Origin of the sequence: Geodermatophilus telluris (assembly GCF_900102745.1) — a bacterium.
Lineage (GTDB): Bacteria > Actinomycetota > Actinomycetes > Mycobacteriales > Geodermatophilaceae > Geodermatophilus > Geodermatophilus telluris.
Genome location: NZ_FMZF01000003.1, coordinates 561,611 through 583,842, shown reverse-complemented (window position 1 = coordinate 583,842; position 22,232 = coordinate 561,611). Strand labels below are relative to the sequence as shown.

Here is a 22,232-nt window from a genome sequence, read left to right as displayed (position 1 = left end):
GGGGGTGGGTCAGTGGTTGAGGATCTTGGAGAGGAAGTCGCGCGCCCGGTCCGAGCGCGGGTTGGTGAAGAACGTCTCCGGGTCGGCGGCCTCGACGATCCGGCCGCCGTCCATGAACACGACCCGGTTGGCCGCCCGCCGCGCGAAGCCCATCTCGTGGGTGACGACGACCATCGTCATGCCCTCGCGGGCCAGCGACGTCATGACGTCGAGGACCTCGTTGATCATCTCCGGGTCCAGGGCCGAGGTCGGCTCGTCGAAGAGGATGACCTTGGGGTCCATCGCAAGGGCGCGGGCGATCGCCACGCGCTGCTGCTGGCCGCCGGAGAGCTGCGCCGGGTACTTGTCGGCCTGCTGGGCGACGCCCACGCGCTCGAGCAGCTCGCGGGCGCGCGCCTCGGCCTGCGCCTTCCCCTGCCGGCGCACCCGGGTCGGGGCCAGGGTGACGTTCTCGAGGATCGTCTTGTGCGCGAAGAGGTTGAAGCTCTGGAAGACCATGCCGACGTCACTGCGCAGCCGGGCCAGCGCCTTGCCCTCGTCGGGCAGCTTCTCGCCGTCGATGCGGATCTCGCCCTGCTGGATGGACTCCAACCGGTTGATCGTGCGGCAGAGCGTGGACTTGCCGGAGCCCGACGGGCCGATGACGACGACCACCTCGCCGCGGTCGATCGACAGGTCGACGTCCTGGAGGACGTGCAGTTCACCGAACCACTTGTTGACGCCGGTCAGCTGGACGAGAGGTCCTCCGGCGAGCTGGCTGGTCACCCGGGGAACCCTAGAGCCGCCGGGGGACGGCGCGGTCCCGAGGTCATCACGATCCAGTAACGGGTCCGCTCACGCCGGGTGACCGACGTCGCGCCGTACCCTCGCAGACGCCATGGGAACCGAGGTCGCCAACCCGTCGCGCACCTACCGCGTGCGCACCTACGGGTGCCAGATGAACGTGCACGACTCCGAGCGCCTGTCCGGGCTGCTCGAGGCCGCGGGCTACGCCGCCGCACCCGAGGGGGCCGACGCCGACGTCGTCGTCCTCAACACCTGCGCGGTGCGGGAGAACGCCGACAACCGGCTGTACGGCAACCTCGGCCACCTGCGGCCGGTCAAGGACGCCCACCCGGGCATGCAGATCGCCGTCGGCGGCTGCCTGGCGCAGAAGGACCGCGGTGAGATCGTGCGCCGCGCGCCGTGGGTCGACGTCGTCTTCGGCACGCACAACGTCGGCTCGCTGCCGGCTCTGCTCGAGCGCGCCCGCCACAACGCCGAGGCGCAGGTGGAGATCGCCGAGGCGCTCGAGGTGTTCCCCTCGACGCTGCCGGCGAAGCGGGACTCCGCCTACTCCGGCTGGGTGTCGATCAGCGTCGGGTGCAACAACACCTGCACGTTCTGCATCGTCCCGGCGCTGCGCGGCAAGGAGGAGGACCGCCGCCCCGGCGAGATCCTGGCCGAGGTGCAGGCACTGGTCGACCAGGGCGTGCTCGAGGTGACCCTGCTCGGGCAGAACGTGAACGCCTACGGCGTCGGGTTCCGCGACCGCGGCGCCTTCGCCGACCTGCTGCGCGCGACCGGCCGCATCGAGGGCCTGGAGCGGGTCCGGTTCACCAGCCCGCACCCGCGCGAGTTCACCGACGACGTCATCGAGGCCATGGCCGAGACCCCGGCCGTGTGCCACCAGCTGCACATGCCGCTGCAGAGCGGGTCCGACGACGTCCTGCGCCGCATGCGCCGCGGCTACCGGCAGGACCGCTACCTCGGGATCATCGACCGGGTGCGGGCCGCGATGCCCGGTGCCGCGATCACCACCGACGTCATCGTGGGCTTCCCGGGTGAGACCGAGGCCGACTTCGCGCAGACCCTCGAGGTGGTCCGGCAGGCGCGCTTCGCCAGCGCCTTCACCTTCCAGTACTCCAAGCGCCCCGGGACGCCGGCCGCCACCATGGACGGCCAGCTGCCCAAGGAGGTCGTGCAGGAGCGCTACCTGCGGCTGACCGCGCTGCAGGAGGAGATCAGCTGGGCGGAGAACCGCGCACAGGTCGGCCGGACCGTCGAGCTGCTGGTCGCGGCGGGCGAGGGCAGCAAGGACGCGCGCACCGGGCGGCTCTCGGGCCGGGCCCGCGACGGGCGGCTGGTGCACTTCTCCGGAGGTGCGGGCGTGCGGCCGGGTGACGTCGTCGAGACCGTCGTCACCGCGGCCGCACCGCACCACCTCGTCGCCGACGGCCCGCTGCTGTCGCACCGCCGCACCCGCGCCGGCGACGCGCACGAGGCCGGCACCCGGCCGACGACGCCGGGCGTCTCCCTCGGCATGCCGGGGATCGGGGTCCCCGCCCCGCTGGAGCCCGCCCCGAGCTGCTAGCGGCGCGACGCGGTCTTCTCGGCCTCGGCCAGCCACTCCCGGCGGGTCTCCAGGTTCGCGCGGGCCTCCTCGACGCGGCGGGCGTTCCCGGCGGCCTCGGCCTTGGCCAGCTGCTCCTCGGCCTTGGTCACCGCGGCCCGCATCGAGGCGACCATCGGGTTCTCCGGCGCGGTGCGCACCCGGCCCGCGTCGGAGGCGCCCCGCACCCGCTGCTCGACGGCCTGCATGCGGTCCTCCAGCGAGCGCATCGCGCCCCGCGGCACGTGACCGATGGCGTCGTAGCGCTCCTGGATCCGGCGCAGCGCGGACTGGGCGCCCCGCAGGTCGGTCGAGGGGTCGAGCTTCTCGGCCTCGGCGAGCAGCTCCTCCTTGGCCTGCTGGTTGGCCAGCTGCTCGCTGCTGCGGGCCTTGTCCGACTCGGTGCGGGCGCTGAAGAACACGTCCTGGGCGGCGCGGAACTGCTTCCACAGGTCGTCGTCGCCGTCGCGGCTGGTGCGGGGGACGGCCTTCCAGCGGTCCATGAGCGAGCGCATCGCGGCGCTCGTGGGACCCCAGTCGGTGGACGCCGACAGCCGCTGCGCCTCGGCGATGAGCTCCTGCTTGGCCGCCCGGGCCTCGCCGCGCTGGGCGTCGAGCGCGGCGAAGTGGGCGCCCCGGCGGCGGCCGAAGGCGTCCCGCGCCGCGGCGAAGCGCGACCACAGCGCCTCGTCGGTCTTGCGGTCGATGCCGCGGATCGTCTTCCACTCCTCGACGATCGCCTTGAGCCGGTCGCCGGCGGCCTTCCACGACGTCGACTCCGCGGCGATCTGCTCGGCCTCGGCGGCCAGCGCCTCCTTGCGGGCGACCTGCGCGGCGCGGGCGGCGGCCTTCTCCGCGCGCGACTCGGCGACGGCGGAGTCGGCCGTGTCCACCATGGCGCGGGCACGGGCGGCCAGCCCGTCGAGGTCGCCGACGGCGGTCGCGGTCGGGATGGTGTCGGCCAGCGCCTGCGCCTTGGCCTTGATCTCGTTCGGGTTGCCGGTGTGCGCCTTGAGCCGCGCCTCGAGCAGCGTGACCTCGGTGGCCAGGTCGTCGTAGCGGCGGGCGAAGTGCGCCAGCCCCGCGGCGGGCTCGCCGGCCTGCCACGAGCCGACCGGGCGCTCGCCGTCGGCGGTGCGCACGTAGACGGTGCCCTCCTCGTCGACCCGGCCCCACCGGGTGGGGTCCGACGCCGCCTCGGCGGCGGGCGCGGGCGGCACGACGGCCGGGGCGGTGACCTCCGCGCTGGTGACCTCCGCGCTGGTGGCCTCCGGGGCGGTGGCCTCCGGCGCGCTCTCGGCCGCCGTCGGGTCGGCCAGTTCCGCGGCCGCGGGGGTGGGCGCGGCAGGCGTCCCGGCCTCCGGGGTGACCGCGTCGGGACCGGTCGTCTCGGGCGAGGGGACCTGCTGCGACCCGTCTCCGGGGTTCTCCGTGCTCGACACGCACCGCAGTCTCCCACGCCGCGTCGGAGACACTGCTGCGGTGAGCAGCCTGCCCGCCGCACCGGTCCCGGTCGCCTTCTGCCCGTGCCCGCCGCTGCTGGTGCCCGCGGTCGCCGGCCGGGCCGCCGAGGACACCGCCGCGCTGCGCGCCGCCTGCGCCACCGCGGTCGGGACGCTGCCGACCACGGCCGCGGTCGTGGTCGTCGGGCCCGACGCCGAGGGCCGCCACGGCCCGGGGGACGCCGGCGACCTGCGCGGCTTCGGCGTCGACCTCGAGGTGCCCCTGTCGGGCCCGGTGCGTCCCGGTGGAAGGCGGCTGCCGCTCTCGCTCACCGTGGGCGCGGCGCTGCTCGACGCCGCCGGGCACACCGGCCCGCGCGTCGGCGCGGCGCCCGGAGAGCTCGCCGGTGTGGTGGCGGAGGTGCCCGGCCCGGTCGCGGTGCTGGCCATGGGTGACGGCTCGGCCCGCCGCAGCGTCAAGGCCCCCGGCTACCTCGACGGGGCCGCGGCGCCCTTCGACGCCGCCGTCGCCGCGGCGCTGGCCACCGGCGACGCGGCGGCCCTGGCCGCGCTGGACCCGGCCGAGGGCGCGCGGTTGCTGGCGGCGGGCGTCCCCGTGTGGCGCGCGGTCGGTGCGCTGCTCGCCGGCCGCACGGTCGCCGCGGAGCTGCTGGCCGACGAGGCCCCCTACGGCGTCGGCTACCTGGTCGCGGCGTGGACGGCGCGGTGAGCGCACCGCCGGTCGTCGCCGTCGTCGGCCCCACGGCCACGGGCAAGACGGCGCTGGCGGTGGAGCTGGGCCGCCGGCTGGGCGGCGAGGTGGTCAACGCCGACTCGATGCAGCTCTACCGCGGCATGGACGTCGGTACGGCCAAGCCCGACGCCGCCGAGCGGCAGGGGGTGCCGCACCACCTGCTCGACGTCTGGCACGTGCGGCAGCCCGCCTCGGTGGTCGAGTACGCGCGGCTGGCGCGCGCCGAGGTCGACCGGCTGCGCGCGGCCGGCGTCGTGCCGCTGCTGGTGGGCGGCTCCGGCCTCTACGTGCGCGCGGTCCTCGACGACCTCGACTTCCCCGGCACCGACCCGGCCGTCCGCGCGCGGCTGGCGGCCGAGCTGGCCGAGGCCGGACCGGCCGCGCTGCACGCCCGCCTCGCCGCGGTCGACCCGGAGGCCGCGGCCGCCGTCCTGCCGTCGAACGGACGGCGGATCGTGCGCGCCCTGGAGGTCGTCGAGCTCACCGGCGGCCCGTTCCGGGCGACGCTGCCCGAGCCGCGGCCGCACTACCCGGCGGTCGTCGTCGGCCTGGACCGCAAGCCCGCGGAGCTGGACGCGAGGGTCGCCGAACGGGTGGACCGGATGTGGGCCGCCGGCCTCGTCGCGGAGGTCGAGGCGCTGGCCGCGCAGGGCCTGCGCGAGGGGCCCACCGCCTCCCGCGCGCTCGGGTACGCGCAGGTGCTCGCCCAGCTCGACGGCACGCTGACCGCCGACGAGGCGCGCGAGCGGACGGTCGTGACCACCCGCCGGTTCGTCCGCCGGCAGCGCTCCTGGTTCCGCCGCGACCCGGTGACGACGTGGTTCGACGCCGCCCGGCCCGACCTGGCCGACGCGGTCACCGGCCTGCTGGCCGGCCGTACGATCGGGTGGTGAGCGACCGGTTCCTCCTCGGGCACGGCACCGAGAACGACTTCGTCGTCCTGCCCGACCCCGACGGGGACCGCTGGCCCGAGGACCGCCTCGACGCCGCCCTGGTGCGGCGGCTGTGCGAGCGCCGCTCCGGGCTCGGGGGCGACGGCGTCCTGCGGGTGGTGCGCAGCCGGCACGTGCCCGACGCCCCCGCCGTCCTGGGGGACGACCTCGGGCGCTGCGAGTGGTTCATGGACCACCGCAACGCCGACGGCTCGCACGCGGAGATGTGCGGCAACGGCGTCCGGCTGTTCCTGCACGTGCTGGTCACCGAGGGGCTGCTCGACCGCGCCGCGTGCGCCGACGGGGTCCTGGTGGGCACCCGCGGCGGCCCGCGCCGGGTGGGCGCCGGCGCCGACGGCTCGTACTGGGTGGACATGGGGCCGGCCCAGCCCTTCGGCCGCGGCGAGGCGACGGTCGCCGGGCAGGCGTTCCCCGGGCAGGCGGTGTCGATGGGCAACCCGCACCTGGTCTGCCTCACCGACGCCGACCTCGACGGCCTCGACCTCACCCGGCAGCCGGGCTTCGACGCCGGGCTGTTCCCCGAGGGCGTGAACGTCGAGTTCGTGCGGGTGCTCGCCCGGCCGGCCGAGGGCGCCGACGCGCACGTGCGGCTGCGGGTGCACGAGCGGGGCGTGGGGGAGACCCGCTCCTGCGGCACCGGCGCGTGCGCCACCGCCTACGCCGCGCTGGCCGCCGGGTCGGACGGTCCCCAGCGCGGCACCGTCGTCGTCGACGTCCCCGGCGGCCGCCTGTCGGTGGACGTCTCCCCGGAGACGACGGTGCTGCGCGGGCCGGCCGTCGTCGTCGCGGCCGGTGACCTCACCCGGGAGTGGCTCGACTCCTAGGGGCTGTCCGGGGTGTCGGCGCGGGTCTCCGGGTCGTCCGTCGGGGCCTCCGGCTTGTCGGCCGGCCCGGTGTTGCCGGTGCCGCGCGGCTCGCCGCGGCCGGTGTCCTGGTCGGCGCCGCCGAAGAGGTTGCGCGGCGGGTCGAGGCCGGCCGGGTCCCGGCCCGGGTCCTCGAGCTCCCCGCTCCCGCCCGCGGCGCTGCTGCCCGTCTCGCTCATCTCGAGCCTCCTCGTGTGTCGGGTCCTCCGTCGGGTCCTGGCTGCGCCCTACCCGGCCCCGACCCGGCCACGCGTACCGGGATGGTTCCGCGGCCCCGCGGCGTTCTCCCCGACGTATGACGACTGCACAGGTAACCGAGGTGACCCGCGACGACCCGCGTGTCACGCTGGAGACGATGACGACCGCACAGAACCGCGCCGTGCTCGCCGACGCCCAGGAGCGCGCCGCGCGCGCCGAGGGCACCCGCCCGGCCCCCGCCGACCAGTGGGACGACGACACGACCGGCTCCTACGACCTCGAGGCCCGGGGTGCGCTGCGCCGGGTCGCCGGGCTGTCCACCGAGCTCGCCGACATCAGCGAGGTCGAGTACCGGCAGCTGCGCCTCGAGCGCGTCGTGCTGGTCGGGGTGTGGACCGAGGGCACCCAGGCCGACGCCGACCGGTCGCTGGCCGAGCTGGCCGCGCTCGCCGAGACGGCGGGCTCGGAGGTGCTCGAGGCGGTCAGCCAGCGCCGGGACAAGCCCGACGCCGGCACCTACGTGGGCTCGGGCAAGGCCACCGAGATCCGCTCGATCGTGGCCGCCACCGGCGCCGACACCGTCATCTGCGACGGCGAGCTGACCCCGGGCCAGCTCAACGCGCTGGAGAAGATCCTCAAGGTCAAGGTGGTCGACCGGACCGCGCTGATCCTCGACATCTTCGCCCAGCACGCCACCAGCCGGGAGGGCAAGGCCCAGGTCGAGCTGGCGCAGATGCAGTACATGCTGCCCCGGCTGCGCGGCTGGGGTGAGTCGCTGTCCCGGCAGGCCGGTGGCCGCGTCGCGGGCGGTGGCGGCATCGGCACCCGCGGTCCCGGTGAGACCAAGATCGAGACCGACCGGCGCCGCATCCGCTCGCGGGTGAGCAAGCTGCGCCGCGAGATCGCCGGCATGGCCACCGCCCGCGCCACCCAGCGCTCGGCGCGCGACCGCAACGCCGTGCCCAGCGTGGCCATCGCCGGGTACACCAACGCCGGCAAGTCGAGCCTGCTCAACCGGCTCACCGGCGCGGGCGTGCTGGTGGAGAACGCGCTGTTCGCCACCCTCGACCCGACGGTGCGCCGCGCACAGTCGCCCGACGGCCGCGAGTACACGCTGACCGACACCGTCGGCTTCGTCCGGCACCTGCCGCACCAGCTGGTCGACGCCTTCCGGTCCACGCTGGAGGAGGTGGCCGGCGCCGACCTGCTGCTGCACGTCGTCGACGGCTCCGACCCCGACCCGCTCGGCCAGATCGACGCGGTGCACGTGGTGCTCGGGGAGATCGACGCCGCGGCGGTGCCCGAGCTGATCGTCGTCAACAAGGTCGACGCCATGACCGAGGACGACGTGCTGACCCTGCGCCGCGCCCTGCCCGGCGCGATCTGGGTCTCGGCCCGCACCGGCGAGGGCATCGAGCAGCTGCGCGAGGTGCTGGCCGCCCGGCTGCCGCACCCCGACGTCGAGGTCGAGGTGCTCGTGCCCTACGACCGCGGCGACCTGGTGGCGCGCGTCCACCGGGACGGCGAGGTGCTCAGCGAGCTGCACGAGGCGGCCGGCACCCGGCTCTCCGCCCGCGTGGACGGCGGCCTGGCCGCGGCTCTCGAGGGGTTCGCGGCGCCGGTCGCCTGACCCCCCGCCGTCCCGGCCGCCCGGGCACCCGATCGGGTGTCCGGGCGGCTCGCCGTCGGCCGCGGGAGGTCACGGGCCGGTCACGGCCCCGGTACCGTGAGCGGGTGACCAGCGGCGTGGTGCGGCGCGAGGCCGGCGCGTCGGCCGGGGACGACCCCGGCGACGCCCCGGCCGTGCCGGCGCGCGTGGGGACGACCGGGCGCCCGCCGTGGTGGCTGCTGCTCGGGGCCCTCCTGGTCACCGTGGCGGTCACCGCGGACCTGCTCAGCCGCGGCTACCTGGAGCGGCTGGACCTGCAGGTGTCCGAGCTGGTCAGCTCCTGGGACCTGCGCGACTCGCCGGCCTACTGGCCGGTCTGGGCGGTCACCCAGATCGGCGGCCGCGGCACCATCCTCGCCGTGCTGGCCGTCCTGGTCGGCTGGCTGTGCGTCCGCCGGCGCACGCTGCTGCCCCTGGTCCGGGTGCTCACCGCGCTCGCCCTGCTCACCGTCGTGGTGTACGCGTTCAAGTTCGGCACCGGGCGCACGGCCCCGGCCTACCCCGGGTCGTTCTTCCACCGCGACGGCGCCTCCTACCCCTCGGGGCACGTGGCCAACGCCGTGCTCATGTGGGGGGTGGCCCGCTGGCAGGCCGTCGAGTACCGGCTCGGGGCCCGGCTGCAGCGCGTCCTGTGGTGGCTCAGCGTGGCGGGGCCGGTCGTCACCGGGATCGCGATGGTCTCGCTGGACTTCCACTGGGTCACCGACGCGGTGGTCGGGGCGGCCGTGGGCCTGCTGCTGCTGGGCGTGGTTCACGCACTCGACGCAGTGCTGCTGTCACGCTGGGCGAGTGCCCGCGCCGGTCGCCCGACCGCCCCGTCCTGACGTGCGGCGCCGGGTCGCAGGCGCCGGCGCGGCTCTGCTGCTGGGGCTCGGCCCGGCCGCGTTCCCGGCGCCGGCCGCCGCGGAGGAGCCCGCCGCGCCGAGCACGCGGTGCACGGTCACCGACCCGCGGCTGGCCGAGCTCTCCGGCCTGGTCGACGTCGGCGACCGGCTGCTGGCCGTGGTCGACGGCGGGGAGCAGGTGGCCCTGTACGTGCTCGACGGCACCTGCGCGGTGGCCGACGTGGTCACCGCGCCCCTGGACCCCTACGACCCCGAGGACCTCGGCGTGGGCGCCGACGGCACGGTGTGGCTGGCCGACACCGGCGACAACAACGCCACCCGCGACACCGTCGCCCTCGTGGCGCTGCGCCCCGACGGGTCCACCGCCCTGTACCGGCTGACCTACCCCGACGGTGCGCACGACGCCGAGGCGCTGCTGCTGGCCCCCGACGGCACCCCGTACGTGGTGACCAAGGAGGTGCTCGGCGCCAGTCACCTCTACCGGCCGGCCGCGCCGCTGGTCGAGGGCGGCACGGTCGCCCTGGCCGACGTCGGCACGGTGACCTTCACCCTGACCGGCACGCCGGGCGGTCCGGTGGGCCGCGCCGGGCAGCTGCTGGTGACCGGCGGCGCGGTCGCCCGCGACGGCAGCCGCATCGCGCTGCGCACCTACACCGACGCCTACGTCTGGACGCTGGCCGGGTCCGACGTGCCCGGCGCGCTGGCCGGCGAGCCGGTGCGGATCGCGCTGCCGGAGGCGCCGCAGGGGGAGGCGGTCAGCTTCACCGCCGACGGCCAGGCCCTGCTCGTGGCCGGGGAGGGCGTGCCCGGCGACGTGACGCAGGTGCCGATCCCCGCGGCGACGCCCGCGACCACGCCCGCGCCCGGCCCGGCGGCGGAGCCGTCGCTGTCGTCGCTGCTCGACGACGGCAGCACCGGCCTGTCCGTGGTCACCGCCGCGCTCGTCGCGGCCGGCGTGGCCACCCTGCTCGTCCTCGTCGGGGGCCGGCTGCGCCGCCGACGCACCCCCGGTCCGCCGGGGGCCTGACCGGGGCGGCGGTCGACCGCCGCCCCGGACTCCGGTCAGACCCGCCGCAGGACGGTGACGACGCGGCCGAGGACGGTCGCCTCGTCGCCGGGGATCGGCTCGTAGGCCGGGTTGTGCGGCAGCAGCCAGACGTGGCCGTCGCGGCGCTTGTAGGTCTTCACCGTGGCCTCGCCGTCGAGCATGGCCGCGACGATCTCGCCGTTCTCCGCGGTGGGCTGCTGGCGCACGACCACCCAGTCGCCGTCGCAGATGGCCGCGTCGACCATCGAGTCGCCGGCGACGCGCAGCATGAACAGGGTGCCGTCGCCGACCAGTTCGCGGGGGAGCGGGAAGACGTCCTCGACGGCCTGCTCGGCGAGCACCGGGCCACCGGCGGCGATCCGGCCGACCAGCGGCACGTAGGTGGGCGCGCCGGCGCCCGCCTCGGCCGCGGGGGCGGCGGTCTCGGCCGGCGTGTCCCCGGGGAGCCGGACGTCGAGCGCCCGCGGGCGGTTGGGGTCGCGCCGCAGCCAGCCCTTCTTCTGCAGCACCGACAGCTGGTGGGCCACCGAGGAGGCCGAGGACAGGCCGACGGCCTCGCCGATCTCGCGGACCGAGGGCGGGTAGCCGCGGCGCTCGATCGAGTCGCGGATGACCTCCAGGACGCGCCGCTGCCGCTGGGTGAGGCCGTCGCCGGCTTCGGTCCGGTCGGGGAAGGTGCGCACCGCCCCGGTCCCGCCGCCCGGACCGGCCGCGTCCGCGGCGGCCCTCGGGGTGCGCCGGGTCGCCGCCCCGCCGGTCCGCGTGCGCTGGCCGGTGCCGCTGCTGCCCGCCACGTCTCCTCCTCGCCGGCTGTGCCCCCACAGCCCCTCGTGTCCGCCCGCTGCCGGGTCGCGCCGTCCTCTCCGGGACCCGCGGCCGCGGCCCCGCCGGTGCCCGCAGGCGACGGCGGACGGGTGCTGGTCGGACGGTAGCGCCTCGACGCCGGTACTTCAAACGTGTGTTCGAAACCGTGGCGAGGTGTCGGGTCGACCGTGTCGGACGCATGCGGTAGACATCGCACAGACGTTCGATCGAACGCGTGTTCGACGTTCGGACGGTGGACCGACGAGGAGGACTGGTCATGGGCAGCGTGCGGCAGGCCGTGCTGGAGTTCGACGCAGCGGTCCAGGTCCCGTGGCGGCCGTTGCTGGAGCCGGGGTCCCGCAGCGAGCGGCCGTCCCGTCCGGCGCGGCCGGCCGGGCGGGCACCCCTGCCGGGATCGGGTCCCCGGGTCACCGGGCACCTGCGGCCGGTCCCCGACCGCCCCGCCGCTCCACCGGCCCGCACCGCCGGGCCATCCGCCGAGGCTCCGGGGGCCCGCCGCGACCCGGTCCGCCCGGGAGGGCGGCTGCCGCGCGCCCGGGTCGCCGCCGGGGCGGTCCGCGGGGGGACCGGGCCCGGGCGGGCGCCGGCGCGGCTCCGGTTGACCCGCCGGGGTCGGCGGCTGGTCCTCGCGCTCGTCCTGGGGGCCGGCGTCGTCCTGGGGTCGGTGGTGACGCCGTGGGTCACCGGCGGGGAGGCCGGGCTGCGCCTGGCGGGGGAGAGCAGCGTCGTCGTGCGGCCCGGCGACACGGTGTGGTCCCTCGCCGGCGAGGTGGCCGGCGACGGGCAGGACGTGCGCGCGGTGGTCGACGCCATCGAGGAGCTCAACGACCTCGACGGCGCCGTGCTGGTGCCCGGCCAGGTCCTCCGGCTGCCGTGACCGGCGGCGCACCTCCCGTCCGGCGGCCGCTGCCGGGCAGGCGGCGGCCCGGCACGCGGCGGCCCGGCAGACATGGACGAGGCCGCGGCGCCGAGTTCGTCAACCCTCCGCGCGAGGTCGCTCCCGGGGCCGGGCCGGTCGGGCACCTACGGTCGACGGCGTGTCAGCAGCCGTGAACAGCCGCGCCTCGGTCGTCTTCCGCGCCCCGCAGGACGTCGAGGTGCTCCTCGACGGCACCTGGGTGCCCGGCGCCATGCTCGGCTGGCGGCACGACGAGGCCGGTGGCTGCGAGGCGCTCGTCCGCTCGCGCGACGACCGCTCCGGCCCGTTGCCCGCCGCGGACGGGGAGGGCCGCTGGCTCGACCTCGCCGCCGTCCGGCTGCCGGAGCGGCACCTCGCGCTCGCCGGCGAGCCGGGTGCCGCGTCGGCGGCCGACGCCACGGTGTCGGTGTCGACGGGTGTGCCCGTGTCCGCGCCGACGGTGGCCATGGCCGTCGTCGAGCCGGTGGGCCGGCCGCGCCGCGCCGGACGCCGCCACGGGGGTGACGTCACCGCCGAGCAGCCCGCCGTCGGCGTGGTCACCGCGGGCCGGCACCGGGCACCCGCCGACTCCGGCCGGCACCGTGCGCTGACCGCCGAGATGCCCGCCGTGACCGCCGCCGTGTCCGCGGCCGTCCCCACCCCGGCCGCCCCGACCGCGGGCGCCGAGGAGGACGGTCTCACCCGCCCGATCCGCCTCGACGACCTCGTGTCCCACCGCGGCGGCCGTCCCGCGGTCCGCCCCTCGCGCTAGCCGGCGCGCACGGCGTCCCCCGGCCCGGGCGGCCGCGGCCGGGAACGGTCCGCCGCCCGGGCCGTCGCACGTCCGGCCACCGGCGTCCGGCCGCCGGTGTCCGGGCGGCGGCGTCTACACCACCCCGCGGTGCCGTGCGCGCCGACACGCGGGACGCCCCGGCGCGTCGTGTGACGGGTGGGGGACCTGCTCGCGCCTGGTCACCACCGGGTCACGAGCGCATCTCGGCGGAATCGACACGCCCGCGTTCGGCTTGCAGATCTTGTGTTGGGCGACCTAAGGTCCCCCTACATCTAGTAGTTGCACCGTCGGAAGTCGTCCACAGGCCGTCCTCAGGACCTCCCCCGGACATCCACCGGATGTCCCCAGGGAAGTCCACACGTCGACGTCGAGCGAGCTCCTCCCGGAGCACCGTCCGGCCGCCGGCACCACCGTCCGCGGAGGGAGGTGATCCGCAGTGCGCTGCCCGTTCTGCCACAACCCCGACAGCCGGGTGATCGACTCGCGCGAGGCCGACGAGGGGGCCACCACCCGTCGTCGTCGCTCGTGCCCGGCCTGCGGCCGCCGGTTCACCACCGTGGAGGAGGCGGTGCTCGCCGTCGTCAAGCGCAGCGGCGTCAGCGAGCCGTTCAACCGCTCGAAGGTCGTCGCCGGCGTCCGCCGGGCCTGCCAGGGCCGGCCGGTCGACGAGGACCAGCTGCAGCAGCTCGCCCAGCAGGTGGAGGACGCCATCCGCGCCAGCGGCGTGGCGGAGGTCCCCAGCCACGAGGTGGGGCTGGCCATCCTGCAGCCGCTGCGGGAGCTCGACGAGGTGGCCTACCTCCGCTTCGCCAGCGTCTACCGGGCCTTCACCTCGGTCGAGGACTTCGAGAAGGAGATCACCGAGCTGCGGGCGCGGCACCACCGCGGCGGGACCCCGCCGCTGCCCGGCCTGCAGATCGAGCCCCCGGCGCCCCGCCGCCGCGGGTCGGCCCGCAGCCCGTCGGCCACCCGCGACGGCTGACCGCCGCCCACCCGTCACCGCACCCGGCCGGCAGCGTCGCCGGCCCACCCCGCACCACCGAAACCGTCAGCAGTGCCAGATAGGAACAGGGCGGCTCTCTTCCCCAGCCGCCCGGACCACTCACCAAGGGAGAGCTCGTGACCGAGATCGAGGACCGCGTGACCGGCCGCACGCGTCGGACCGCCGCCAAGGCGCCGACCCGGGGGAAGGGCCTGAAGGTCAAGCGGGTCTACACGACGGCCGGGGTGCACCCGTACGACGAGGTGACCTGGGAGCGGCGCGACGTCGTCATGACCAACTGGCGCGACGGGTCGATCAACTTCGAGCAGCGCGGCGTCGAGTTCCCGGCCGAGTGGAGCATCAACGCCACCAACATCGTCACCACCAAGTACTTCCGCGGTGCCGTCGGCACCCCGCAGCGCGAGACCAGCCTGCGCCAGCTCATCGACCGCGTGGTGCTCACCTACGGTGCCGCCGGCCGCGAGCACGGCTACTTCGCCAGCGAGGGCGACGCCGAGGTCTTCGAGCACGAGCTGACGTGGATGCTGCTGCACCAGGTGTTCAGCTTCAACAGCCCCGTGTGGTTCAACGTCGGCACCAGCGCGCCGCAGCAGGTCAGCGCCTGCTTCATCCTCGCCGTCGACGACACGATGGACTCGATCCTCAACTGGTACCGCGAGGAGGGGCTGATCTTCAAGGGCGGCTCGGGCGCCGGCCTGAACCTCTCCCGCATCCGCTCCTCCAGGGAGCTGCTCTCCTCCGGTGGCACCGCCTCCGGCCCGGTCAGCTTCATGCGCGGGGCCGACGCCTCCGCCGGGACCATCAAGTCCGGTGGGGCCACCCGCCGCGCGGCCAAGATGGTCGTCCTCGACATCGACCACCCCGACATCGAGGAGTTCATCGAGACCAAGGCGCGCGAGGAGGACAAGATCCGCGCGCTGCGCGACGCCGGGTACGACATGGACCTCGGCGGCAGGGACATCACCAGCGTCCAGTACCAGAACGCGAACAACTCGGTCCGCGTCTCCGACGAGTTCATGCGGGCGGTCGAGGACGGCACCGGCTTCGCGCTGCGCGGCCGCCTCGACGGCTCGGTGATCGAGACCGTCGACGCCCAGGGCCTCTTCCGCAAGGTCACCCGGGCCGCGTGGGAGTGCGCCGACCCGGGCATCCAGTACGACGACACCATCAACGACTGGCACACCAACCCCGAGACGGGCCGGATCAACGCGTCCAACCCCTGCTCGGAGTACATGAGCCTGGACAACAGCTCGTGCAACCTGGCGTCGCTGAACCTCATGAAGTTCCTCAACGACGACGGGACCTTCGACGCCAAGACCTTCGTCAAGGCCGTCGAGCTGGTCATCACGGCGATGGACATCTCGATCTGCTTCGCCGACTTCCCGACCGACCCGATCGGTGAGACCACCCGCGCCTACCGGCAGCTGGGCATCGGCTACGCCAACCTCGGCGCGCTGCTCATGGCCACCGGCCACGCCTACGACTCGCGCGGCGGCCAGACGCTGGCCGCGGCGATCACCTCGCTGATGACCGGCACCGCCTACCGCCGCTCGGCCGAGCTGGCCGGCATCGTCGGCGCCTACGAGGGCTTCGCCCGCAACGCCGACGCCCACGCCCGGGTGATGCGCAAGCACGCCGCGGCCAACGACGCCATCCGCCCGGTCGGCGCCGACGACGCCGACGTGCTGCGGGTCGCGACCGCCCAGTGGCAGGACTGCCTGGAGCTCGGCGCCGACAACGGCTGGCGCAACGCGCAGGCCTCGGTGCTGGCCCCCACCGGGACCATCGGCTTCATGATGGACTGCGACACGACCGGCATCGAGCCGGACTTCTCGCTGGTCAAGTACAAGAAGCTGGTCGGCGGCGGCTCCATGCAGATCGTCAACCAGACGGTCCCGCGGGCGCTGAAGAGCCTGGGCTACCAGGACGAGCAGGTCGAGGCGATCGTCGAGTTCATCGCCGAGCACGGCCACGTCGTCGACGCGCCGAGCCTGCGCCCGGAGCACTACGAGGTCTTCGACTGCGCCATGGGCGAGCGGGCCATCTCCCCGATGGGCCACGTCCGGATGATGGCCGCGGTGCAGCCGTTCATCTCCGGCGCGATCAGCAAGACGGTCAACATGCCGGAGACGGCGACCGTCGAGGACGTCGAGAACATCTACTTCCAGGGCTGGAAGCTCGGCCTCAAGGCGCTGGCGATCTACCGCGACAACTGCAAGGTCGGCCAGCCCCTGTCCGACGCGAAGGCGAAGAAGACCGAGACCGCGGTCGAGGTCGAGGCGGCGCCGGTCGCCACGACGTCGCACCCGGTGCGCCGCCGGCTGCCCAAGAAGCGGCAGAGCATGACGACGTCGTTCAGCGTCGCCGGCGCCGAGGGCTACATGACCGCCGGGATGTACGAGGACGGAAGCCTCGGCGAGGTGTTCCTCAAGCTGGGCAAGCAGGGGTCGACCCTGGCCGGTGTCATGGACGCCTTTTCGATCTCGCTGTCGATCGCGCTGCAGCACGGTGTGCCGCTGGAGACCTACATCCAGAAGTTCACCAACATGCGCTTCGAGCCGGCCGGCATGACCGACGACCCCGACATCCGCATCGCCCAGTCGGTGATGGACTACATCTTCCGCCGCCTGGCCCTCGACCACCTGCCGGTCGAGACCCGCGCGACCCTCGGCATCTTCACCGCCGAGGAGCGTGCGGCACAGGTGTCCGGCTACGGCGTCTCCGCCTCGACGACCGCGGTCGTCGAGGAGGAGGAGGTCGACCTCGAGGCGCTGCGCGGCTCCGCACCGACCGAGGCCCCCACCGCGCCGGAGGCCGTGTCGACCAAGGCCGCCGACAAGCCGGCCAAGGAGGCGCACTCCTCGGCCGAGCTGCTCGAACTGGTCACCGGGACCGCCACCGACGCGCCGCTGTGCATGACCTGCGGCACGAAGATGCGCCCGGCCGGCAGCTGCTACGTCTGCGAGGGCTGCGGCTCCACCAGCGGCTGCAGCTGACCGCACCGGCACCCTGAGGTCGCCACCGGCCCGGCCCCCTGCGAGGGGCCGGGCCGGTGGCGTCAGGAGGGTGGGGTGCCCCGCCGACGGCCCTGCGGAACGGGCCTCCCTGGCCGCCGACGCCGTCCACCGGGAGTTCGTCGCCCGGCCGGGGTTCATCGGCGCCCCGATGCGCGAGGCGTTGCCCGGGCCGGTCGGGCAGCAGGTCCACGAGACGTCCGACCGGGTCTCCGCGACAGGGGAGCCCCGGACGAGCAGCGGGCGGTGCTCGTCGACGCGCCGGCCACCCAGGCCGACCGCGGGCCGCGCTGACCCGGTCCGCCGCGCGCACCCCGCTGCTGCGCGCGACCACCTCGCGCCGGTCGTACTCGGCCCGGAGACCGGGGTGCTACGCCGACCGGGGCGCATACGCGATCACCGCGACACCGACCAGGCAGACCAGCGCACCCAGCATGTCGAAGCGGTCGGGCCGGAAGCCGTCGACCACCACGCCCCATGCCAGCGAGCCGGCGACGAACACGCCACCGTACGCGGCCAGGACCCGGCCGAAGTGGGCGTCGGGCTGCAGGGTCGCGACGAGGCCGTAAGCCCCGAGGGCGAGCACGCCCAGCCCGACCCACGGCCAGCCGCGGTGCTCCCGCACGCCCTGCCAGACCAGCCAGGCGCCGCCGATCTCGGCGACCGCGGCCAGGACGAACAGCACCACCGAGCGCACGACCGTCATGGACCGCAGCCTGTCAGGCGCCGGCCGAGCGCCGCGGGACAGGCGGCGGAGGACCCTTGCGCCCATATACCCCATGGGGGTATCAATGGTGGGGGGAGGCGAGGCGCCCGTCCGGCGCCCGACGGAGGAGCAGAGATGGAACACGCGATGCACACCCAGCGCCCGACCGGCCGCGCGCTGACCCGTCTGGCGGTCTCGGCCACGCTGCACTGCCTCACCGGCTGTGCCATCGGTGAGGTCCTCGGCATGGTCATCGGCACCGCCCTCGGCTGGTCCGACGTGCAGACGATCGTGCTCGCCGTCGTCCTCGCCTTCGTGTTCGGCTACTCGTTCACGATCGGCCCGGTGGTGCGCTCGGGCCTGTCCCTGCGCGCGGCGGTCCCGATCGCGCTGGCCGCCGACACCGTCTCCATCACCGTCATGGAGATCGTGGACAACGGGGTCGTGCTGCTGGTGCCGGGCGCCATGGAGGCCCACCTCGACAGCTGGCTGTTCTGGGGCACGCTGGCGCTCGCCCTGGCGGTCGCGTTCGTCGTCACCGTGCCGGTCAACCGCTGGCTGATCAGCCGCGGCAGGGGCCACGCCGTCGTCCACGCCCACCACGGCGGCGGGCACGGGACCGACGACCGGCAGACCGCCGACGCCGAGGGTCCCGGCCGCCACCGGCAGCACTGACCGCGGTGCCGGCACCTGCCGCCCGCCCGGCGCAGGTGCCGGCACCGGTGTCCACCCGGGTGCGACCCGTGCCAGGGTGCCGGCATGGCGGTGCTGGTGACCGGGAGCTCGGGACACCTCGGCGAGGCGCTGGTGCGGGTGCTGCGCGCCGCGGGGGAGGACGTCGTCGGGCTCGACGTCCTGCCGTCGCGGTGGACCGACGTCGTCGCCTCGGTGACCGACCGCGCCGCCGTCCGTGAGGCGCTGGCCGGCGTGGACGCCGTCGTGCACACCGCCACGCTGCACAAGCCGCACGTCGGCACCCACGACCGGCAGGCGTTCGTCGACACCAACGTCACCGGCACGCTGACCGTCCTGGAGGAGGCCGTGGCCGCCGGTGTCGGCCGGGTCGTGGTCACCAGCACCACGAGCGCCTTCGGCCGCGCGCTGGTCCCCGCTCCCGGCGCGCCGGCCGCGTGGATCACCGAGGCGGTGGCGCCGCGGGTGCGCAACGTCTACGGCGCCACCAAGGTCGCCGCCGAGGACCTCGCCGAGCTCGTCGCCCGCGACACCGGCCTGCCGGTGGTCGTCCTGCGCACCGCCCGCTTCTTCCCCGAGGGGGACGACGCCGACGACGTCCGCACCGCCTACGCCGACGACAACGTGAAGGTCAACGAGCTGCTGTCGCGGCGGGTGGACCTCGCCGACGTGGTCTCGGCGCACCGCGCCGCGCTCGAGCGGGCACCGGACCTGGGCTTCGCGCGCTACGTCGTCAGCGCGACCACGCCGTTCCGGCCCGAGCACCTCGCCGCGCTGCGCACCGACGCCCCGGCGGTCGTCGCCCGGCTGTTCCCCGACGCGCCCGCGCTCTACGAGCGGCTGGGGTGGCGGCTGTTCCCGCGCATCGACCGGGTGTACGTCAACGACGCCGTCCGCGCCGAGCTCGGCTGGACGCCGGAGTACGACTTCCGCCGGGCACTGGACCTGCTCGCGGAGGGCCGGCCGCCGCGCAGCGAGCTGGCGCTCGCGGTCGGCGCGAAGGGCTACCACGCCGAGTCGACCGGGCCCTACACCGTGCGCTGAGCTCGGCCGTCAACACCCTTCCGCCGACGGCGCGAGAGTTGCGCGAACGGCGAGATCCCACCACTCCCCGGCGCACTCCAGTGCCGTTCTCCGCAGGACGCCGTCTTCGACCGCCTGCTCGACGAGCGCATCCTCGTGCTCGGCAGCGAGGTCGACGACGTCGTCGCCGACCAGTTCTGCGCGCAGATGCTGCTGCTCGCGGCCGACGACCCGCACCGTGACGTCCACCTCCAGGTCAACTCCCCGGGCGGCTCGGTGACCGCCGGGATGGCCGTCCACGACACCGTGCAGTTCATCGACTGCGACGTGGCCACGTACGCGGTCGGGATGGCGGCCTCGATGGGGCAGTTCCTGCTGACCGCCGGCACGCCCGGCAAGCGGTTCACGCTGCCGCACACCCGGATCCCTGGTGCACCAGCCCTCGGCGGGGTCGGCGGCACGGAGTCCGACGTCACCATCCAGGCGGACGTGCTGCGGCGGCTCGAGCGCCAGGTGGACGAGCTGCAGGCGCAGCACACCGGGCGGAGCGTCGAGCAGATCGAGCGCGACTCCGACCGCGACCGCTGGTCCACCGCCGAGGAGGCCCGCGCGTACGGGCTGGTCGACCACGTCGTCACCTCGGCGTCCGCGCTGCCCGGGCCGGCGCCGGTCCCGGCCGGCTGAGCGCCCCGCGCACGGCACGGCCGGATCGCGCGGGGGAGTGCCGACCGGTAGGACAGGGAGGGGACGCAGGACCCGGCGTCCGTCCCGTTCCCGACGACGTGAGCGAGGGACCCGACGTGACCGCCCCGACCCTCGACACCGACCCGTGGCTGGTCCGCGAGCCCCGCGTGGACCCCGGCACCCTCGCCGTCGCCGAGTCGGTCTTCAGCCTGTCGAACGGCTTCGTGGGGATCCGGGGGACGCTCGACGAGGTCGAGCCCTTCGGCATGCGGGGCACCTACCTGTCCGGCGTCTACGAGACCCACCCGCTGTCCTACCCCGAGGGCGGCTACGGCCACCCCGGGGTGGGACAGGCGCTGCTGACCGTCGCCGACGGCACGCCGCTGCGGCTCGTGGTCGACGGCGTCCCGCTGGACGTGCGCGAGGTCCCGCCGCAGGTGCACGAGCGGACGCTCGACCTCCGCGCCGGGACCCTCGACCGCCGCGTGCACTGGACGTCGCCGTCGGGCCCGTCGGTGGAGGTCTCCTCGCGACGGCTGGTCTCGCTGGCGGAGCGGTCGGTCTGCGCGGTGCGCTACGAGGTCCGCGCCCTGGACGGGCCCGCGCACGTCGTCGTCCGGTCCGAGCTGGCCGCCGGCGCGGTGACGCCGGCCGGTGTGGACAACGACGACCCCCGCGTCGCCGAGTGCCTGGACGAGGCCTTCGAGCCCCGCGCCCAGATCGGCAACGCGACCGGCGGCGCCCTCGTGGAGCGCACCCGCCGGTCGGGCATCACGGTCGCGGCCGCGGTCGGCCACGAGGTCGACGGCGGCCGGGTCACCACGCACGTCGACGAGCAGCACGTCGTCACCACGGTCGCCGCGGACCTCGCCGCCGGCGAGGCCGTCACGATCGTCAAGGTCGTGGGCTACAGCTGGTCGCGCGACGCCGGGTCGGACTCCGTCGTCGGCCAGGCCTCGGCCGCGGTCAGCTCCGCCCTCGACCTCGGGTGGGCCGGCCTGCTCGCCCGCCAGCGGGCCGTGCTCGACGAGCTGTGGGCGACGGCCGACGTCGAGGTCGACGGTGACGCCGAGCTCCAGCAGGCGCTGCGCTACACCGTCTTCCAGCTCTCCGGCGCCGCCGCCTGCATCTCCGGCGCCCCCGTCGGGGCCAAGGGCCTGACCGGCATCGGCTACAGCGGCCACACCTTCTGGGACGTCGAGGGCTTCGTCCTGCCGGCCCTGACGCTGCTGCGCCCCGACGCGGCCGCCCGCCTGCTGCGGTGGCGCGCGGACACCCTCGACACCGCCCGGGAGCGGGCCGCGACCCTGGGGCTGGCGGGGGCGTCCTTCGCCTGGCGCACCATCAGCGGGCCCGAGGTCTCGGCGTACTGGCCCGCCAGCACGGCGGCGGTGCACGTCAACGCCGACGTCGCCCGCGCCTTCCGCCTCCACGAGAACGTCACCGGCCGCGACCTCGACACCGTCGGCGGCCTGCCGGTGCTCGTCGAGACGGCCCGGCTGTGGCTGGCGCTGGGCCACGAGGACGCGGCCGGCGGCTGGCACTGGCTCGGCGTGACCGGACCCGACGAGTACACCGGCGTCGTCGACGACAACGTCTTCACCAACCTCATGGCCCGGCGCAACCTCCGGTGGGCCGCCGACGCCTGCGAGCGGCTCCCCGACCGCGCGGCGGAGCTCGGCGTGGACCGCGCCGAGACGGCGGCGTGGCGGTCGGCCGCCGACGCGGTGCACGTCCCGTGGGACGAGCGGCTGCGGGTGCACCCGATGAACGCCGGTTTCACCACCTACCGGGAGTGGCCCTTCGAGGTCGAGCGGGACGCCTACCCGGTCCAGGAGCACCACCACTACGCCGAGTTCTACCGGCGGCAGGTGCTCAAGCAGGCCGACCTCGTGCAGGCGCTGTGGTGGTGCCGCGACGAGTTCACCGCCGAGGAGGTCGCGCGCGACGTCGACTACTACGAGGCGCGGACCGTCCGGGACTCCTCGCTGTCGGCCGCCGTGCAGGCGGTCGTGTGCGCGCAGGCGCAGCACCCCGACCTCGCGCTGCGCTACGTGCGGGAGGCCGCCCTGGTCGACCTGCGCGACCTCCGGGGAGACACCGCCAACGGCCTGCACCTGGCCGCGGTGGGCGGGGCGTGGCTGGCCCTCGTCGCCGGCCTCGGCGGGCTGCGGGAGGACGCCGCGGACCTCGAGCTCGCGCCGCTGCTGCCCTCGGCGCTGTCCCGCACCGCCTACCGGGTCACCTGGCGCGGCAGCCTGCTGCGCGTGGAGACGACCCGCGAGGGCACCACCGTCACGCTGCTGCGCGGCCCGGGACCGGTGACCGTCGTCGTGGACGGCGCGCGCCTGTCGGTCACCGCCGACGCGCCGGTCACCGTGCCGCTGCGGGACCCCGACCCGCTGCTCGCCGAGCCACGCCAGCCGGCCGGCCGCGAACCCGGCACCTGA

Annotated in this window: 20 protein-coding genes; 15 read left to right on the top strand and 5 right to left on the bottom strand. The window is 75.5% G+C overall.

Annotated features, from left to right (window positions below; genetic code table 11):
* Positions 1 to 9: 9 nt before the first annotated feature.
* Positions 10 to 765 carry an amino acid ABC transporter ATP-binding protein gene (locus BLQ97_RS13145; protein WP_091366304.1) on the bottom strand — a complete coding sequence of 252 codons (756 nt, stop codon included), beginning with the start codon at positions 763 to 765 and terminating at the stop codon, positions 10 to 12.
* 112 nt (positions 766 to 877) lie between these two features.
* Between BLQ97_RS13145 and miaB the strand changes: the two genes are divergently transcribed.
* Positions 878 to 2,353, top strand: a complete 1,476-nt coding sequence (gene miaB, locus BLQ97_RS13140; protein WP_091366303.1) for a tRNA (N6-isopentenyl adenosine(37)-C2)-methylthiotransferase MiaB — start codon at positions 878 to 880, stop codon at positions 2,351 to 2,353.
* Here the strand turns inward: miaB and BLQ97_RS13135 are convergent.
* The gene (locus tag BLQ97_RS13135) at positions 2,350 to 3,813 is read right to left on the bottom strand and encodes a DUF349 domain-containing protein (protein ID WP_091366301.1); all 1,464 of its coding nucleotides are present in this window, start codon (positions 3,811 to 3,813) and stop codon (positions 2,350 to 2,352) included. The two genes, miaB and BLQ97_RS13135, sit on opposite strands and share 4 nt — an antisense overlap.
* Positions 3,814 to 3,853: 40 nt before the next feature.
* Here BLQ97_RS13135 and BLQ97_RS13130 point away from each other — a divergent pair, with 40 nt between their 5' ends.
* The 3 genes from BLQ97_RS13130 to dapF are packed head-to-tail and all read left to right on the top strand — an operon-like array spanning position 3,854 to position 6,344.
* The gene (locus BLQ97_RS13130) at positions 3,854 to 4,543 is read left to right on the top strand and encodes a class III extradiol ring-cleavage dioxygenase family protein (RefSeq protein WP_217637175.1); all 690 of its coding nucleotides are present in this window, start codon (positions 3,854 to 3,856) and stop codon (positions 4,541 to 4,543) included.
* Positions 4,540 to 5,460, top strand: coding sequence for a tRNA (adenosine(37)-N6)-dimethylallyltransferase MiaA (gene miaA, locus BLQ97_RS13125; protein WP_091366493.1), 921 nt, complete (start codon positions 4,540 to 4,542; stop codon positions 5,458 to 5,460). The genes BLQ97_RS13130 and miaA overlap by 4 nt, the downstream gene beginning before the upstream one ends.
* Positions 5,457 to 6,344: a diaminopimelate epimerase gene (gene dapF, locus BLQ97_RS13120; protein ID WP_245692142.1), complete on the top strand. Its 888-nt coding sequence runs from the start codon at positions 5,457 to 5,459 to the stop codon at positions 6,342 to 6,344. Before miaA ends, dapF begins: the two co-directional genes overlap by 4 nt.
* Here dapF and BLQ97_RS13115 read toward each other — a convergent pair.
* Positions 6,341 to 6,562, bottom strand: a complete 222-nt coding sequence (locus tag BLQ97_RS13115) for a hypothetical protein (RefSeq protein WP_091366299.1) — start codon at positions 6,560 to 6,562, stop codon at positions 6,341 to 6,343. The two genes, dapF and BLQ97_RS13115, sit on opposite strands and share 4 nt — an antisense overlap.
* Positions 6,563 to 6,738: 176 nt before the next feature.
* Between BLQ97_RS13115 and hflX the strand changes: the two genes are divergently transcribed.
* The 3 genes from hflX (at position 6,739) to BLQ97_RS23365 (ending at position 10,122) form a co-directional block, all read left to right on the top strand.
* The gene (gene hflX, locus BLQ97_RS13110; protein ID WP_091366491.1) at positions 6,739 to 8,211 is read left to right on the top strand and encodes a GTPase HflX; all 1,473 of its coding nucleotides are present in this window, start codon (positions 6,739 to 6,741) and stop codon (positions 8,209 to 8,211) included.
* A 104-nt stretch (positions 8,212 to 8,315) separates the two neighbouring features.
* On the top strand, positions 8,316 to 9,074 hold the full coding sequence (locus BLQ97_RS13105; RefSeq protein ID WP_245692141.1) for a phosphatase PAP2 family protein: 759 nt from the start codon (positions 8,316 to 8,318) through the stop codon (positions 9,072 to 9,074).
* A gap of 1 nt (position 9,075) precedes the next feature.
* Entirely contained in the window at positions 9,076 to 10,122 is a 1,047-nt protein-coding gene (locus tag BLQ97_RS23365) for a hypothetical protein (protein ID WP_091366488.1), read from the top strand.
* Positions 10,123 to 10,157: 35 nt separating this feature from the next.
* On the opposite strand, the gene lexA is transcribed toward BLQ97_RS23365, so the two are convergent.
* Complete coding sequence (gene lexA, locus BLQ97_RS13095; RefSeq protein ID WP_091366297.1) at positions 10,158 to 10,937, bottom strand: transcriptional repressor LexA; 780 nt, start codon at positions 10,935 to 10,937, stop codon at positions 10,158 to 10,160.
* 629 nt (positions 10,938 to 11,566) lie between these two features.
* Here lexA and BLQ97_RS24235 point away from each other — a divergent pair.
* The 4 genes from BLQ97_RS24235 to BLQ97_RS13075 all read left to right on the top strand — a co-directional run bounded on the left by BLQ97_RS24235 (position 11,567) and on the right by BLQ97_RS13075 (position 16,658).
* The gene (locus BLQ97_RS24235) at positions 11,567 to 11,845 is read left to right on the top strand and encodes a LysM peptidoglycan-binding domain-containing protein (protein ID WP_139173627.1); all 279 of its coding nucleotides are present in this window, start codon (positions 11,567 to 11,569) and stop codon (positions 11,843 to 11,845) included.
* 160 nt (positions 11,846 to 12,005) lie between these two features.
* Complete coding sequence (locus BLQ97_RS13085; protein WP_139173625.1) at positions 12,006 to 12,638, top strand: hypothetical protein; 633 nt, start codon at positions 12,006 to 12,008, stop codon at positions 12,636 to 12,638.
* A 457-nt stretch (positions 12,639 to 13,095) separates the two neighbouring features.
* Positions 13,096 to 13,641, top strand: a complete 546-nt coding sequence (gene nrdR / locus BLQ97_RS13080) for a transcriptional regulator NrdR (RefSeq protein ID WP_091366292.1) — start codon at positions 13,096 to 13,098, stop codon at positions 13,639 to 13,641.
* Positions 13,642 to 13,778: 137 nt separating this feature from the next.
* A complete protein-coding gene (locus BLQ97_RS13075; RefSeq protein ID WP_091366291.1) occupies positions 13,779 to 16,658 on the top strand; it encodes a vitamin B12-dependent ribonucleotide reductase in 2,880 nt (959 codons plus the stop codon).
* A gap of 388 nt (positions 16,659 to 17,046) precedes the next feature.
* Here the strand turns inward: BLQ97_RS13075 and BLQ97_RS13070 are convergent, their stop codons facing one another.
* Positions 17,047 to 17,382 carry a YnfA family protein gene (locus tag BLQ97_RS13070; RefSeq protein ID WP_091366289.1) on the bottom strand — a complete coding sequence of 112 codons (336 nt, stop codon included), beginning with the start codon at positions 17,380 to 17,382 and terminating at the stop codon, positions 17,047 to 17,049.
* A 135-nt stretch (positions 17,383 to 17,517) separates the two neighbouring features.
* On the opposite strand from BLQ97_RS13070, the gene BLQ97_RS13065 reads away from it, so the two are divergent.
* The 4 genes from BLQ97_RS13065 (at position 17,518) to BLQ97_RS13050 (ending at position 22,232) form a co-directional block, all read left to right on the top strand.
* Positions 17,518 to 18,057 carry a DUF4396 domain-containing protein gene (locus BLQ97_RS13065; RefSeq protein ID WP_091366287.1) on the top strand — a complete coding sequence of 180 codons (540 nt, stop codon included), beginning with the start codon at positions 17,518 to 17,520 and terminating at the stop codon, positions 18,055 to 18,057.
* Positions 18,058 to 18,141: 84 nt separating this feature from the next.
* Entirely contained in the window at positions 18,142 to 19,119 is a 978-nt protein-coding gene (locus tag BLQ97_RS13060; protein ID WP_091366285.1) for an NAD-dependent epimerase/dehydratase family protein, read from the top strand.
* A gap of 54 nt (positions 19,120 to 19,173) precedes the next feature.
* Entirely contained in the window at positions 19,174 to 19,782 is a 609-nt protein-coding gene (locus BLQ97_RS13055; protein ID WP_091366282.1) for an ATP-dependent Clp protease proteolytic subunit, read from the top strand.
* 116 nt (positions 19,783 to 19,898) lie between these two features.
* Positions 19,899 to 22,232, top strand: coding sequence for a glycoside hydrolase family 65 protein (locus BLQ97_RS13050; protein WP_091366486.1), 2,334 nt, complete (start codon positions 19,899 to 19,901; stop codon positions 22,230 to 22,232).

Coding starts and splice junctions, on each gene's coding strand:
- hflX (WP_091366491.1), top strand. CDS start 6,739: ATGACGACCGCACAGAACCGCGCCGTGCTCGCCGACGCCCAGGAGCGC.
- BLQ97_RS13115 (WP_091366299.1), bottom strand. CDS start 6,562: ATGAGCGAGACGGGCAGCAGCGCCGCGGGCGGGAGCGGGGAGCTCGAG.
- BLQ97_RS13070 (WP_091366289.1), bottom strand. CDS start 17,382: ATGACGGTCGTGCGCTCGGTGGTGCTGTTCGTCCTGGCCGCGGTCGCC.
- miaB (WP_091366303.1), top strand. CDS start 878: ATGGGAACCGAGGTCGCCAACCCGTCGCGCACCTACCGCGTGCGCACC.
- BLQ97_RS13065 (WP_091366287.1), top strand. CDS start 17,518: ATGGAACACGCGATGCACACCCAGCGCCCGACCGGCCGCGCGCTGACC.
- BLQ97_RS13060 (WP_091366285.1), top strand. CDS start 18,142: ATGGCGGTGCTGGTGACCGGGAGCTCGGGACACCTCGGCGAGGCGCTG.